The sequence below is a fragment of the Phenylobacterium sp. J426 genome (assembly GCF_024699945.1).
Classification (GTDB): Bacteria; Pseudomonadota; Alphaproteobacteria; order Caulobacterales; family Caulobacteraceae; genus Phenylobacterium.
Genome location: NZ_JAJOMY010000001.1, coordinates 1,219,877 through 1,233,361, shown reverse-complemented (window position 1 = coordinate 1,233,361; position 13,485 = coordinate 1,219,877). Strand labels below are relative to the sequence as shown.

Sequence of the window (13,485 nt, the reverse complement as noted above, 5' to 3'; positions counted from 1 at the left end):
CCTACGTAGGTCCGGCGGGACATGCCCCGCTTTGTGTGCGGTGCGGCAAGGAAATCCCGCCTTGCGCCGCGCATTCGCCTGTTGTCTACCTCCGATCGCTGAACTCGAAGCAATCCGGTTCCGTTTGCAGGCCGTGCGCTTCCGCAAACTAGAGGCCTCTCAGTGAACACCCTGCCCCTGCCGCCGCTGGCGGACACCGCCCTCGATCTGATCGGGCGCACGCCCATGGTCGAACTGAAAGGCTTCGACACCGGCCCCTGCCGGCTGTTCGTGAAGCTGGAGAACGCCAATCCCGGCGGCTCGATCAAGGACCGTATCGCCCGGTCGATGATCGAGGCGGCCGAGCAGGACGGGCGGCTGCAGCCCGGCGGCACCATCGTCGAGGCGACCGCCGGGAATACGGGGCTGGGGCTCGCGCAGGTGGGTCTGCTGAAGGGCTACAAGCTGCTGCTGGTCGTGCCGGACAAGATGGCGCGCGAGAAGATCCAGCACCTGCGCGCCATGGGGGTCGACGTGCGGATCACGCGGTCGGATGTCGGCAAGGGCCATCCGGAGTACTACCAGGACATGGCGGCCGCGATCGCGGCGAAGCTGAACAACGCCGTCTACATCAACCAGTTCGAGAACCCGGCGAACCCGCTGGCGCACGAGACCACCACCGGCCCCGAGATCTTCGAACAGATGGACGGCGACCTCGATGCGATGGTGGTCGGCGTCGGCTCGGGCGGCACTCTGACCGGCCTCGGCCGCTATTTCAGGAAGGTCTCGCCGAAGACCAAGATGATCCTCGCCGACCCGGTCGGCTCGATCCTTGGCGCCGCTGGTGAACGAGGGGAAGACCGTCGAGGCCGGCTCGTGGATCGTGGAAGGCATCGGCGAGGACTTCGTGCCGGACATCTGCGACCTCGACCTGGTGGAGAAGGCCTACGCCATCAGCGACCAGGAGAGCGTCGCCACCGCCCGCGAGCTCCTGACCAAGGCCGGTATCCTGGCAGGGTCGTCGTCGGGCACTCTGCTGGCCGCGGCGCTGCGCTACTGCCGTGAACAGACCGAGCCGAAGCGGGTCGTCACGCTCGTCTGCGACACGGGCTCCCGCTACCTGTCCAAGATGTACAACGACAGCTGGGTGGCCGAGCAGGGCCTGACCGACCGCAAGCTGCACGGCGATCTGCGCGACCTGATCGCGCGCACGGAGGGCGAGGCCGTCACCGTCGGCCCCGACGACACCCCTGCTCACCGCCTACAACCGCATGCGCCAGGCCGACGTCAGCCAGCTGCCGGTGATGGACGACGGCCGGTTGATCGGCCTCATCGACGAGAGCGACCTGCTGGAGGCCGTCGAGCGCCGCACGGCGGAGGGCCGTTTCAAGCAGCCGGTCTCCACCGCCATGACCGCCAAGCTCACCACGCTGCAGGCGCACCAGCCGCTGGACGCGCTGCTGCCGGTGTTCGAGCTGGATCAGGTCGCCATCGTGATGGACGGCAAGGACTTCCTCGGGCTCATCACCCGTATCGACCTGATCAACTATCTGAGGCGCTCGGCGTGACGGACGAACTGCACGGCAAAAACCGACTGGACTTCGCCACCCGCGCCATCCACGGCGGCCAGGAGCACGATCCGACCACCGGCGCGGTGATGCCGCCGATCTACGCCACCTCGACCTATGCGCAGTCCTCTCCGGGCGTGCACACGGGCTTCGAGTACTCGCGCAGCCAGAACCCGACCCGTTTCGCCCTGGAGCGCGGGCTGGCCGATCTGGAGAGCGGGACGAAAGGCTACGCCTTCGCCTCTGGCCTGGCGGCCATCTCCACGCTGCTGGAGTCGCTCGAGCCCGGCGACCACGTGATCTCGTCGGAGGATCTCTACGGCGGCAGCTTCCGGCTGTTCGATAAGGTGAAGCAGCGCTCGGCCGGCCTGACGTTCTCGTACGTCGATCTCGCCGACCTCTCGGCCATCGAGGCGGCGATCACGCCGAAGACGAAGATGGTCTGGGTGGAGACCCCGACCAACCCGCTGCTGCGGCTGGCCGACCTCGAAGCCATCGCCGACCTGTGCAAGCGGCGGGGGATCATCGCCGCCGCCGACAACACCTTCGCCAGCCCCTACATCCAGCGCCCGCTGGAGCTGGGCTTCGACGTGGTGATGCACTCCACGACGAAGTACCTCGGCGGCCACTCGGACGTGGTCGGCGGCGCTCTCGTCGTCGGCGACAACGCCGAGCTGCGGGACAGGATGACGTTCCTCCAGAACGCCGTCGGCGCCGTGGCCTCGCCCTTCGACAGCTTTCTGACGCTGCGCGGGATGAAGACCCTGGCGCTGCGGATGGAGCGCCACTGCGAGAACGGCCTGGCGATCGCCCGCTGGCTGGAAGGCCGCCGCGACGTCCGGAAGGTCATCTATCCGGGCCTGGAAAGCCACCCCCAGCACGAACTGGCGCGCCGACAGATGAACGGCTTCGGCGGCATGATCACCGCCGTCCTCGACCGCGATCTTGACGGCACGCGCAGGATGCTGGAGCGCACCCGGCTCTTCACCCTCGCCGAAAGCCTCGGCGGCGTGGAGAGCCTGATCGAGCATCCGGCGATCATGACCCACGCCTCGATCCCGGCCGAGACCCGCGCCCGCATCGGCATCGAGGACGGCCTGATCCGGCTGTCGGTCGGGGTGGAGAGCACCACCGACCTCATCGCCGATCTCGAGCAGGCCCTGGCCTAGAGGAACAGCTCCGCCGCCGCGTCGACGATGGCGTCCACGTCGAGGCGATAGTGCCGGTAGAGGTCGGGCAGGTCGCCGACCTGGCCGAAGCTGTCGAGACCCAGCGCGCTGACGCGCGATCCCCGCACGCCGCCCAGCCAGGACAGCGTGGCCGGGGAGCCGTCGACCACCGTCACGAGGCCGGCGCCGGGCGCGAGGCGACCGAGCAGCGCCTCGGCGTGGCTCTCGCGCGTCTCGCCGCTCGTCCAGCGGCCGCGGCGGGCGGCCATCCAGTCGCGGTGCAGCAGGCCGGGCGAGATGACGTTCAGCACGCCCAGGCCCGGCAGGTCCTCGGCCAGCTGTTCGGCGGCGGCGAGCACTTCCGGAGCCACGGCGCCGCAGAACACGATGGCCGCGTCGGAGCCCTCGGCCGGAGCCTTCAGCCAATAGGCGCCCTTCAGGGCGTCGGGCTTCCAGAGATCATCCGTACGCGGAGCTTGCGCCAGGTTCCGCGTCGTCAGCCGCAGATAGACCGAGCCGCCGTCGTCGGCCTGCATGTGCTCGAACGACCAGCGCATCACCAGCGACAGCTCGTCCACGAAGGCCGGCTCGAAGTAGGTCAGGCCCGGCTGGCCGATGCCGATCAGCGGCGTGTAGATCGACTGGTGCGCCCCGCCTTCCGGCCCGAGCGTCAGGCCCGAAGGCGTGGCCACCAGCATGAACCGTGCGTCCTGATAGCAGGCGTAGTTCAGGGCATCGAGGCCGCGGCTGATGAAGGGGTCGTAGACCGTCCCGATCGGCAGCAGGCGCTCGCCCCACAGCGGTCCGGCGAGGCCCAGGGCGGCGAGGTTCAGGAACAGGTTGTGTTCGGCGATGCCCAGCTCGACATGCTGGCCCGCGTGGCCGCCGGCCCACTTCTGCGCCGAGGGATCTTCGCGTCGCGGAAGACATCGGCCGTCTCGCGGCGACGGAACAGGCCGCGCTGGTTCACGAACCCGCCGAGGTTGGTGGAGACCGTGACGTCCGGGCTTGTCGTCACGATCCGATCGGCCAGCGGCGCCCTCGACTTTGCGAGCTCCAGGAGGATCTTGCCGAAGGCGGCCTGGGTGGACTGCTCCGCGCCTTCCGGAACCGGGAACTCGGCCTCGGCCGGCACGGGGATTCTCCGCGCCGCGGGCCGTCCGCTCGGCATCCTGGGCGAAGGGCGCCTGGGCGACGAAGGCGCTCAGGGCCTCGGCGTCTTCGGCGGGGAGGCCGCCATAGGGCTCCCACTCGGCGCCTTCGGGGATCTCCAGGCTCCGCCGCAGCGCCTCCACCTGGGACGGCGTCATCAGTCCGGCGTGATTGTCCTTGTGCCCCTGCAGCGGGAGGCCAAAGCCCTTGACCGTGTAGGCGATGAAGAGCGTGGGCGTGTCGTCCCTGGACGCTTCGTCGAAGGCCTCGACCAAGGTCTCCATGCAGTGGCCGCCGAGCCCGATCATCAGCGCGTGCAGCTCGTCGTCGGAGAAGCTCTCCAGCAGACCGGCGGCCCCGGGGGCGCCGCCGATGTCGCGGGTCAGCCGCTGCCGCCAGGCCGCGCCGCCCTGGTAGGTGAGCGCGGCGTACTCGGCGTTGGAGCACCCCTCGATCCAGCTCTTCAGCGCCGCCCCGCCGGGCCGCGAGAACGCCCGCTGCTGGGCCTTGCCCCACTTCAATGTGACGACGCGCCAGCCCGCCGTCTCGAAGATGTCGTCGAACCTGTCGAACATCCGGTCGGCGGTGGTCGCATCGAGGCTCTGGCGGTTGTAGTCGACGATCCACCAGCAGTTCCGGATGTCGTGCTTATAGGCCTCGATCAGGCATTCGTAGATGTTGCCTTCGTCGAGCTCGGCGTCGCCCAGGGTCGCCACCATTCGCCCTTCGCGCGCCGGATCCAGCCAGCCGTGCGCCTTCAGATAGTCCTGGGTCAGCGAGGCGAAGGCGGTGATGGCCACCCCAAGGCCGACCGACCCGGTCGAGAAGTCGACATCGTCCCTGTCCTTGGTCCGCGAGGGGTAGGACTGCGCGCCGCCGAAGCTGCGGAAGTCCTCCAGTTGCTGGCGGGTCTGGCGGCCCATCAGGTACTGGGCGGCGTGGAACACGGGCGAGGCGTGGGGCTTCACCGCCACCCGGTCCTTCGGCCCCAAGGCATGGAAGTAGAGCGCCGTCAGGATCGAGGTCATCGAGGCGCAGGAGGCCTGGTGGCCGCCGACTTTCAGGCCGTCGCGGCTCTCCCGAAGGTGGTTGGCGTTGTGGATCGTCCAGGTCGCCAGCCACCGAAGGCGCTCGTCGATCTTCTGGAGACGCGCGATGTGCGGGGCGGTCCCGAGGTTGTGACCGGGGGCGGGACGCTTCTGAGCCGAGGGCATGGATATTTCCTGGTCGCAGGAGGATCGAGGACGTTCCTTGCGCCCGATCCTCGGTGCGGGACGCTTTGATCCCGTCTCTAGCAGGTTCTTGGGTGGAAGGTCATCCGGCGCCGGCGTCTCGAAACATCGGTACGCCCCGGTTGACGCTGGGTCCGCCTTGCGGCTTGCTGCCTTCCGAAGAGCGCCGCAGACGCGCCTCGCAGGGAGAAGACGATGGCTGAGGCCCCCGCTGCGGCTGCGCCGCTGCCCATGAAGACCAAGCTGGCCTTCGGCCTGGGCGGAGCGGCCGAGATGGTGGCGCTCTACTCGGTCTCCAGCTTCGCCCTGCTCTTCTACAGCCAGGTGCTGGGCGTGCCGGCGCACCTCGTCGGCCTGGCGATTTCGGCGAGCCTGGTGCTGGACGCCTTCTCGGACCCGATCATCGGCTCGATCTCGGACCGCACCAAGTCGAAGTGGGGCCGGCGGCATCCTTTCCTGTTCGGGGCCGCGCTGCCGACGGGGCTCACGGTCTGGGCGATCTTCTCGCCGCCGGCGGGGCTGGGTCAGACCGGACTGCTGATCTGGCTCGGCGCCGCGGTGATCCTGATGCGGCAGGCGATGACCTTCTTCTACGTCCCCCATCTCGCGCTCGGGGGCGAGCTGTCGCCCCACTACACCGAGCGCTCGAAGGTGATGTCCTACTACAGCTTCTTCAACTGGGCCGGCGGCTCCCTGACCTTCCTCGGCGCCACGCTGCTGTTCTTTCCGGCCACGCCTGAGTATCCCCGCGGCCTTCTGAACCCGGAACCGTGGCCCCGCTACGCCGCCGCCATCGGCCTGGTGACCATAACCGCCCTGTTCGCCTCGGCCTGGTTCACCCGCGACCGCGTTCCGCTGCTGCCCAAGGCCCGGCCGGACCAGCCGGCGTTCAGCGCCCGCGGCTTCTTCGGCGACTTCGGCAAGGCGCTGGCCAACATCAACTACGTCTGGCTGCTGGTGGCCTACTTCTTCGTCGCTCTGATGATCGGCATGCGCGAGGGCATGCGGATGTACGTGAACACCTTCTACTGGGACCTTTCGTCCAAGGAGCTCGCGGTCTTCGTGTTCGGCAGCCTGGCCGGCTACCTGACCGCCTTCCTGTTCGCCGCCCGCCTGCACGGCCGGTTCGACAAGAAGAAGACCATGATGTTCTCGGCCCTGGTCTACGCCATCATCCCGCCGATCCCGCTGGTGCTGGGCATGATGGGGATCATCTCGCCGGCCACACCGGGCCTCCTGCCGATGCTGGTGGCGTTCGCGGCGGTCCAGTACGGCGCGATCAGCGTGCTGCAGATCAGCGCCATGTCCGCCCTGGCCGACATCGCCGACCAGAACGAGCTGAAGTACGGCGTGCGCCAGGAGGGCATCCTCTACTCCACCCGCAACATGGCGGGGAAGATCGACATGGCGGTCGGCACGGCCGTGGCCGGCGCCGTCATCACCCTGATCGGCTTCCCGAAGACCGCGCGCTCGATCGCGGACGTGCCGCCCGAGGTGCTGTTCAACCTGGCGCTTTGGGACAGCGTGCTGGCGGCGATCCCCGGCGTCATCGCCGCGGTCTTCTATTCGCTCTACGGCATCAACCGCCGCACCTACGAAGAGACGCGGGCCGCGCTGGAGGCGAAGCGGAAGATGCAGCCGCCGCCCGGTCCGCCGCAGGCCAAGGGCGGGACGCTAGGCGCGGCCGCGCCGGCTCCGGCGGAGTAGGGCGAAGACGCCCAGCGCGCCCAGCACGCCCACGGCGTCGGCCAGCAGGTCGAAGCCGTCGGCGCTGCGGCCGAGGCCCATCGTCCCCTGCAGCAGCTCGATGGCGGCGCCGAAGGCGAGCGCGAACACCGCCACCGCCGCCGTCCGCCGCGGCCAGAACAGGAAGCCAAGGCCCGCCAGCGCGCCCCAGGTGACGGCGTGCTCGGCCTTGTCCCAGACGTTCACGGTCGGCAGCGCCTCGGTAGGCGCCAGGCACACGTAGAGGATGGCGGCGCAGACGAGGCCGTAGGCGACGAAGCGGAGCATGCCGCTTACTTGCATGGCCGCGCCCGGCTCTCTAGAGCCCGATGCAACGACGAGGAGACGGCATGGCGATCGAGGCGGTGATCTGGGATTTCGGCGGGGTCTTCACGACCTCGCCCTTCGAGGCCTTCAACCGCTACGAGGCGGACAAGGGGCTGCCGGCCGACCTGATCCGCAAGGTCAACGCCACCAATCCCGACCACAACGCCTGGGCCTTGTTCGAGCGGAACGAGATCGACGCTGCGCGCTTCGACTCGCTGTTTCTCGAGGAATCCGCCGCGCTGGGCCACCCCGTCCGCGGCGCCGACGTCCTGCCGCTGCTGTCGGGCGCGCTGCGCCCGCGGATGGTCGAGGCCCTGAAGGCCTGCAAGGCGGCCGGGTTCAAGGTCGGCTGCATCACCAACAACGTCGTCTCGGAGCACAGTCCGGGGCAGGACGAGGGCCAGCGGATGGCCGGCGCCATGGCCCAGGTGATGCCGCTGTTCGACGCCATCATCGAAAGCTCGAAGGCCGGCGTCCGCAAGCCGGACCCGCGCATCTATCTGATGATGTGCGACCTGCTGGCCGTGCAGCCGCAGGCCTGCGTCTACCTCGACGACCTCGGCATCAACTGCAAGCCGGCGGCCGGCCTCGGCATGCAGGCCATCAAGGTGACGGGCGAGGCCCAGGCGCTGGACGACCTGTCCCGGATCGTCGGCCTGACGTTCAACTGAGGAGTTCGCCTGATGAGCCGTCCGCAGAAGATCGGCGCAGAGGCCGCCGTCGCCCGCCTGTCGGGCTGGACCAGGCCCGAGGGCGCGCGCGACGCCATCGCCAAGACGTTCAGGTTCAAGGACTTCAACCAGGCCTTCGGCTTCATGACCCGCGTGGCGATCCGCGCCGACCAGCTCGACCACCATCCGGAGTGGTTCAACGTCTACAATCGGGTCGAGGTGGTCCTCACCACCCATGACGCTGACGGCGTGACCGAGCTGGACGTGACGCTGGCCGGGTTCATGGACGAGATCGCCGCGGCATAGGGAGAGGGAACATGGGACGCGTTGCTGGAAAGAAGGCCTTCATTACGGGCGCGGCCCAGGGGCTGGGCGCCGCCTTCGCCCGCCGGCTCGCCGCCGAGGGCGCCAAGGTCAGCCTCGCCGACGTCAACGCCGGCGGCGCCGAGGCGGTGGCGGCGGAGATCAACCAGGCCCATGGCGAGGGCACGGCCTTCGCCTTCCCGCTGGACGTCACCCAGGAAGCCCAGTGGATCTTCGCCCTGGAGGAGGCCGACGCGGCCATGGGCGGAATTTCCGTGCTGGTGAACAACGCCGGGATCAGCCGGGGCGGCGACATCGAGAGCCTGAGCCTCGAGGACTGGAAGCTGGTCATGAGCGTCAACGTCGACTCGGTCTTCCTCGGCGCGAAGCACGCGCTCAAGTACCTGCGCCAGAACCAGCCGGGCTCGATCATCAACATCAGCTCGATCGCGGGCCTGATCGCCGCCCACAACAGCCCCTCCTACAACGCCTCGAAGGCCGCGGTCTGGCTGCTGTCGAAGGGCATCGCCCTGCACTGCGCCAAGCAGGGGCTCGACGTCCGCTCCAACTCGATCCATCCCACCTTCATCGACACGCCGATCCTCGACCCGCTGCGCCAGCGCTTCGGCAAGGAAGCGGCCGAGGCCAAGCTTGCCCGCCAGGTGCCGCTCGGCCGGATTGGCGAGCCGGACGACATCGCCAATGCGGTGCTCTATCTCGCGTCCGACGAGAGCCGCTTCATGACCGGGGCCGAGCTCAAGCTCGACGGCGGCATCTCGGCGATGTGACGGCGGCGGCGCCCGCCTAGTTCACCATCACCGCGCCGAGGAGCAGCTTGGCGCCGCGGCGGCCCAGCACGGCGTCGGTCTGCTGCTGCAGGGCGCGGGCGATGAAGTCGACGTTCGGCGGCTCGCCCGCAGGCAGGCCGGACGCATAGGTCTGGACCGTGGACATATAGGCCGAGCGCAGGCGGGGGATCGACATGGTCGCCCGTTCGCGCAGGCTGTCGTCAGGCACGTCCAGGCCGCACTCCACCGACAGCACGCCGCGGCGGCCATCAGCTCGCTTGGTGGTTCCAAGGACGGTCTGGATCGGCACGTAGGTCGGACCGCCGCTCAGCTTCTTCTCGGCCTTCTCGCCGCCGGCCGCCTGCGCATCGCCCGCGGCGAACACCAGGGGCGCGACCAGCGCCAGATAGCCTGTGAAAAGACGGCGGTTCATCGCAGCCATCAGGCGCCGCCTATGGTTAGCGGTCTCTTTACGTGCGGCCCCCGAGAGTCGGCGCGAGACCGAATCGCATCGCGGAGCGCCCCTTGGGCCGATTTGCCCCCAATCCCGACCAGGCCAGGCTCGACCTCGACGGCAGGGTCATCCTCGTCACCGGCGGCACCGGCAGCTTCGGCCGCCGGTTCATCGAGACCGTCCTGGCGCGCGCCAATCCGCGGAAGCTGATCGTCTATTCGCGGGACGAGTTGAAGCAGAGCGAGATGCAGATCGATCTCGCCGAGAAGTTCGGTGCGGAGAAACTCGCCCGGATGCGCTTCTTCCTGGGCGACATCCGCGACCGGGAGCGGCTGACCCTGGCCGTGCGCGGCGTCGACGTGGTCATTCACGCCGCAGCGCTGAAACAGGTGCCGGCGGCCGAGTACAATCCGTCGGAGTGCATCCACACGAATGTGCTGGGGGCCGAGAACGTGGTCTGGGCGTGCCTCTCGAACCGCGTGAAGCGGGTGGTGGCGCTCTCCACGGACAAGGCCTGCAACCCGATCAACCTGTACGGCGCCACCAAGCTGGCTTCGGACAAGACGTTCGTCGCCGCCAACAATCTGTCGGGGGACATCGGCACCCGCTTCGCGGTGGTGCGCTACGGCAACGTCGTCGGCTCGCGGGGCTCGATCGCGCCGCTGTTCCAGCGGCTCATCGCCAAGGGCGCGACGGAGCTGCCGATCACCGACCCGCGGATGACACGGTTCCTGATCACCCTGGACGAGGGCGTCGACTTCGTCCTGTCGTCGCTGGCCGTCATGCGCGGCGGCGAAATCTTCGTCCCCAAGATCCCGTCGATGAAGATCACCGACATCGCCGCCGCCATGGCGCCCGACCTGCCGATCAAGGTGGTGGGCATCCGCCCCGGCGAGAAGCTGCACGAGATGATGATCTCGTCCGACGACGCGCGCACCACCGTCGATCTCGGCGACCGCTATGTCATCGAGCCGGCCTTCGCCGAATACCAACGCGCGCCGATCGACGGCGGCCAGGCGCCTGAAGGCTTCTCCTACGCCTCCGACACCAACGACGACTGGCTCGACGCCAACGGCTTCCTGGCCATGCTCGAGATCGACGCGCCGAAGCGCCGCCGCCGGGCGACCGACTGATCTCCATGACCGGCCAGATCCTGCCCTACGGCCGCCAGACCATCGACGACGACGACATCGCCGCGGTGGCCGAGGCGCTTCGCGGGGACTTCCTCACCACGGGCCCGATGGTCGAGCGCTTCGAGCGCCGCTTCGCCGAGACTGTGGGCGCCCACCACGCGGTCGCCTGCGCCAACGGCACGGCGGCGCTGCATCTGGCCATGCTGGCGCTGGACGTTCAGCCTGGCGAGGTCGTGATCGCGCCCTCGATCACCTTCCTGGCGACCGCCAACTGCGCCCGCTACGTCGGGGCCGAGGTGGTGTTCGCCGACGTCGACCCGCACACGGGCCTGATGACGCCCGACACCCTGGCCGAGGCCATGGCGCGCCTGCAAGGCCGCCGCCTGCGCGCCGTTCTGCCCGTGCATCTGCGCGGGGACGCCGTCCGAGCTTCCCGCGCTAGCGGTCCAGGCTGCGGAGGCCGGCGCCGTCTTGGTCGAAGACGCGCCCCATGCGCTCGGAACGACGATGCGCTTCGGCGATTCAACCGAAACGGTCGGCGATGTGCGCCATTCGGCGATGGCGACCTTCTCGTTCCATCCCGTGAAGACCATCGCCACGGGCGAGGGCGGCATGGTGACCACCAATGACCCCGCGCTGGCCGAGCGCCTGCGCGTGATGCGTTCGCACGGGATGGTCCGGCCCGAAGGCTGCGAGCCGTGGTGGTACGAGATGCCGGAACCGGGCTTCAACTATCGACTGCCGGATGTGCTCTGCGCCCTAGGCCTGTCGCAACTCGCCAAGCTGCCGACATTCGCCGCCCGCCGCCGCGCGCTGGCGACCCTCTACCGCGAAGCCCTGGGCCCCTTTGGCGCCGGTCGTGGTCCAGGCCGCCCAGCCGGCCTGGAGTGACCCGGTCCTGCACCTGATGACCGTGCTGATCGATTTCGAGGTCGCCGGAACGACCCGCCTGCAGGTGGTCGACGCGCTCAAGGCCCGCGGCGTTGGCAGCCAGGTTCACTACATCCCGGTCCACCGCCAGCCCTACTACCGCGATCGCTACGGCGCGCTCGATCTGCCCGGCGCCGACGCCTGGTACGCACGATGCCTGTCGCTGCCGCTGTATCCCGGCATGCAGGATGGAGACGTGGAGCGCGTGGCCCACGCACTGAGGGCGGCGCTCGGCCTCTAGCCCTCCCGACCCGACCCGGGAGGGACTTAAGCCGCCAGACCCGCCTGCTGGATCAGTTCGCGCATGGCGGTGACCTGTTCAGGGGCGTTCGCCAGTTCGGCGCGGGTGTCGTCGTGGCGGACGAGCTTCATCGCCTCGGCCTTGGCCCGGGTGGCGGCGGGGCCGATCGGCGCGGTCTCGCCGCAGGCCAGTTTCAGCAGCAGGGTCAGCCGCTGGACGGCCGAGGCGTTCGCCCTGGCCAGGGCCGACGTCATCTTCGCCTCACCCTCGATCAATCCGCCGAGGTCGCCGAGCTTGGCTTGAATCGGTTCGGGTCCTCGGGCGCGAGGCCGCAGCGACCCACCGAGCGCTGCAGGGCGGCCAGCTGGGCCAGCCGGGTGGCGGCCGACTCGTCGCCCAGCTTCAGCGTCTCCTTCTCGAAGCGCAGCGAGGCGACCACGGCCCGGAGCCAGCGGCCGGCCTGGCGCTTGTTCGCGCCTCCGATCACGTTCTCGGTGAGCCAGATGAGCGCCTCGACCTCCTGCTGCGAGGTCCGGCCCTGGCCGAGGTAGGCCTCGACGAAGTCGCCCGTGATCAGCATGCGCGAACGGTGCGAAAACGCCTGTTGCACGTCCTCGATGGGCAGGAGCTTGCCCGAGGCGGCGGTGAGGGACATCGCCAGCGCGCGCAGCACGTCGATCTCCGCCTCCGCGTCGCCGGGCTTCAGCCGGCGCGGCCCGTTCAGTTCCCGCAGGATGCGTTTGCCGAGCGCGGTGCGCACGTCGGCGAAGTCCTCCGCGGCCAGCCACTTGGCGAGGCGCTGGGCCGTCGGCGACAGCTGCGGCATGACCTTGGCGACCGAGGGCTCGACACGGATCAGGGATTCGACAGCGTCGAAGGCCGTGAGACGGGTGAGGGCGGCGAGGCTGGATCCCAGGTCCAGGCCCTTGCCGAGCAGATCGCCGATCCCGGGCTTCGACTCCAGGATCTCGGCCAGCGGCTGCTCCAGGGTGGAGAACGCCAAGGCCCGGGCGGCCTGGCCGCGCGGCGCGGCGTCGGCCAGGTCCAGCAGGCGCAGCACCTTCTCGGACCAGGTGGCGGCGGGCGCGATCGAGGCCGCGACGCCGGCGCCCAGGAGGTAGGCGCGCTCGGGCTCCTTCGCCACGCGCTCGGCCGCGGCCGCGAAACCTTCCTTGTCCACGTCCGGGAGCGAGCCCTTCTTGTGGTCCTTCATCAGCCGGTCGACGGCACGCTCGACCAGGCTCTGGAACACCCGCATCAGCTCGTGGACCGACATGCCGCGGGCGTGGGCCTCGGGGACGGCGATCTTCTGGATGGCATGCTGCAGGTCGGTGCCGGAGGCTTCCAGCTTCTCGACCAGGTCGGGGCGGTGCAGCAGTTCGAAGGGCGTGGCGCTGTTGCGGTCGAGCCAGCCTTCCAGCAGGCGGCCGATCCGCTCGCGGGCGTGCAGGGTGTAGAGGTCCTGCGGGGTGACGCACAGCGGCTGGGCGTCGGGCTGCGGCTTGGACTTGCGGGTCACCTCGGCGGCGCCGAGCTTCAGGATAGTGACCGACTGGAACTCGCGCGTATCCTCGTCGAGGGTCTCCTTGGTGACCTTCGCCGCGGCGACGCGACCCTCGTTGTAGAGGTCCTCGGCGGCCTGGATGGCCGCGCTGCGGTTCTCGCTGGCCATGTCGAGCGACCACGATGCGCCCGGGGTTTTCCGGACGAACACCTCGTAATGCACGCTGAATCCATCCATGCCAGCATCCCCCCCGGACGCTTGCACGTTCACCCAACAAGCTTAAGAGCGCGTTGACTTACGGAAACACCT

At 69.2% G+C, this 13,485-nt stretch carries 12 protein-coding genes and 3 pseudogenes; 10 read left to right on the top strand and 5 right to left on the bottom strand.

Going from position 1 to position 13,485, the window contains the following annotated elements; all coding sequences use genetic code 11:
* Positions 1–225: 225 nt before the first annotated feature.
* The 4 genes and pseudogenes from LRS10_RS24970 to LRS10_RS06450 all read left to right on the top strand — a co-directional run.
* Positions 226–753: pseudogene (locus tag LRS10_RS24970) on the top strand (PLP-dependent cysteine synthase family protein); the annotation flags it as partial.
* A 70-nt stretch (positions 754–823) separates the two neighbouring features.
* Positions 824–1,024, top strand: a pseudogene (locus LRS10_RS24965) (cystathionine beta-synthase); the annotation flags it as partial.
* 226 nt (positions 1,025–1,250) lie between these two features.
* On the top strand, positions 1,251–1,547 hold the full coding sequence (locus LRS10_RS24960; RefSeq protein ID WP_374570923.1) for a CBS domain-containing protein: 297 nt from the start codon (positions 1,251–1,253) through the stop codon (positions 1,545–1,547).
* Positions 1,544–2,716 (top strand): cystathionine gamma-synthase, encoded by a 1,173-nt coding sequence (locus LRS10_RS06450; RefSeq protein WP_257836538.1) that lies wholly within the window; start codon positions 1,544–1,546, stop codon positions 2,714–2,716. The genes LRS10_RS24960 and LRS10_RS06450 overlap by 4 nt, the downstream gene beginning before the upstream one ends.
* On the opposite strand, the gene LRS10_RS06445 is transcribed toward LRS10_RS06450, so the two are convergent.
* On the bottom strand, positions 2,713–5,082 hold the full coding sequence (locus tag LRS10_RS06445) for a transketolase (RefSeq protein ID WP_257836537.1): 2,370 nt from the start codon (positions 5,080–5,082) through the stop codon (positions 2,713–2,715). The two genes, LRS10_RS06450 and LRS10_RS06445, sit on opposite strands and share 4 nt — an antisense overlap.
* 213 nt (positions 5,083–5,295) lie before the next feature.
* Here LRS10_RS06445 and LRS10_RS06440 point away from each other — a divergent pair, with 213 nt between their 5' ends.
* Entirely contained in the window at positions 5,296–6,807 is a 1,512-nt protein-coding gene (locus tag LRS10_RS06440) for an MFS transporter (protein ID WP_257836536.1), read from the top strand.
* Here LRS10_RS06440 and LRS10_RS06435 read toward each other — a convergent pair.
* Positions 6,775–7,113: a hypothetical protein gene (locus tag LRS10_RS06435; protein ID WP_257836535.1), complete on the bottom strand. Its 339-nt coding sequence runs from the start codon at positions 7,111–7,113 to the stop codon at positions 6,775–6,777. The genes LRS10_RS06440 and LRS10_RS06435 overlap by 33 nt on opposite strands.
* 62 nt (positions 7,114–7,175) lie before the next feature.
* Between LRS10_RS06435 and LRS10_RS06430 the strand changes: the two genes are divergently transcribed.
* The 3 genes from LRS10_RS06430 to LRS10_RS06420 are packed head-to-tail and all read left to right on the top strand — an operon-like array spanning position 7,176 to position 8,914.
* Positions 7,176–7,823 carry an HAD-IA family hydrolase gene (locus tag LRS10_RS06430; protein WP_257836534.1) on the top strand — a complete coding sequence of 216 codons (648 nt, stop codon included), beginning with the start codon at positions 7,176–7,178 and terminating at the stop codon, positions 7,821–7,823.
* Between the two features lie 12 nt (positions 7,824–7,835).
* Entirely contained in the window at positions 7,836–8,129 is a 294-nt protein-coding gene (locus LRS10_RS06425) for a 4a-hydroxytetrahydrobiopterin dehydratase (RefSeq protein ID WP_257836533.1), read from the top strand.
* Positions 8,130–8,140: 11 nt separating this feature from the next.
* Positions 8,141–8,914 carry an SDR family oxidoreductase gene (locus LRS10_RS06420; RefSeq protein ID WP_257836532.1) on the top strand — a complete coding sequence of 258 codons (774 nt, stop codon included), beginning with the start codon at positions 8,141–8,143 and terminating at the stop codon, positions 8,912–8,914.
* A 16-nt stretch (positions 8,915–8,930) separates the two neighbouring features.
* On the opposite strand, the gene LRS10_RS06415 is transcribed toward LRS10_RS06420, so the two are convergent.
* Positions 8,931–9,347, bottom strand: coding sequence for a hypothetical protein (locus tag LRS10_RS06415; protein ID WP_257836531.1), 417 nt, complete (start codon positions 9,345–9,347; stop codon positions 8,931–8,933).
* Between the two features lie 92 nt (positions 9,348–9,439).
* On the opposite strand from LRS10_RS06415, the gene pseB reads away from it, so the two are divergent.
* Together pseB and pseC are read left to right on the top strand one after the other, a co-directional pair.
* Positions 9,440–10,501, top strand: a complete 1,062-nt coding sequence (gene pseB, locus LRS10_RS06410) for a UDP-N-acetylglucosamine 4,6-dehydratase (inverting) (protein WP_257836530.1) — start codon at positions 9,440–9,442, stop codon at positions 10,499–10,501.
* 5 nt (positions 10,502–10,506) lie between these two features.
* Positions 10,507–11,672: pseudogene (pseC, locus tag LRS10_RS06405) on the top strand (UDP-4-amino-4,6-dideoxy-N-acetyl-beta-L-altrosamine transaminase).
* Positions 11,673–11,698: 26 nt separating this feature from the next.
* Here the strand turns inward: pseC and LRS10_RS06400 are convergent.
* On the bottom strand, positions 11,699–11,926 hold the full coding sequence (locus LRS10_RS06400) for a hypothetical protein (protein WP_257836529.1): 228 nt from the start codon (positions 11,924–11,926) through the stop codon (positions 11,699–11,701).
* A gap of 17 nt (positions 11,927–11,943) precedes the next feature.
* On the bottom strand, positions 11,944–13,413 hold the full coding sequence (locus LRS10_RS06395) for a hypothetical protein (protein WP_257836528.1): 1,470 nt from the start codon (positions 13,411–13,413) through the stop codon (positions 11,944–11,946).
* Positions 13,414–13,485 lie beyond the last annotated feature (72 nt).

What these genes read in the sequence shown, in the direction of transcription:
- LRS10_RS24960 (WP_374570923.1), top strand. Translation starts at nt 1,251, where the DNA reads ATGCGCCAGGCCGACGTCAGCCAGCTGCCGGTGATGGACGACGGCCGG.
- LRS10_RS06445 (WP_257836537.1), bottom strand. Translation starts at nt 5,082, where the DNA reads ATGCCCTCGGCTCAGAAGCGTCCCGCCCCCGGTCACAACCTCGGGACC.
- LRS10_RS06440 (WP_257836536.1), top strand. Translation starts at nt 5,296, where the DNA reads ATGGCTGAGGCCCCCGCTGCGGCTGCGCCGCTGCCCATGAAGACCAAG.
- LRS10_RS06435 (WP_257836535.1), bottom strand. Translation starts at nt 7,113, where the DNA reads ATGCTCCGCTTCGTCGCCTACGGCCTCGTCTGCGCCGCCATCCTCTAC.
- LRS10_RS06430 (WP_257836534.1), top strand. Translation starts at nt 7,176, where the DNA reads ATGGCGATCGAGGCGGTGATCTGGGATTTCGGCGGGGTCTTCACGACC.
- LRS10_RS06425 (WP_257836533.1), top strand. Translation starts at nt 7,836, where the DNA reads ATGAGCCGTCCGCAGAAGATCGGCGCAGAGGCCGCCGTCGCCCGCCTG.
- LRS10_RS06420 (WP_257836532.1), top strand. Translation starts at nt 8,141, where the DNA reads ATGGGACGCGTTGCTGGAAAGAAGGCCTTCATTACGGGCGCGGCCCAG.
- LRS10_RS06415 (WP_257836531.1), bottom strand. Translation starts at nt 9,347, where the DNA reads ATGAACCGCCGTCTTTTCACAGGCTATCTGGCGCTGGTCGCGCCCCTG.
- LRS10_RS06400 (WP_257836529.1), bottom strand. Translation starts at nt 11,926, where the DNA reads ATGACGTCGGCCCTGGCCAGGGCGAACGCCTCGGCCGTCCAGCGGCTG.
- LRS10_RS06395 (WP_257836528.1), bottom strand. Translation starts at nt 13,413, where the DNA reads ATGGATGGATTCAGCGTGCATTACGAGGTGTTCGTCCGGAAAACCCCG.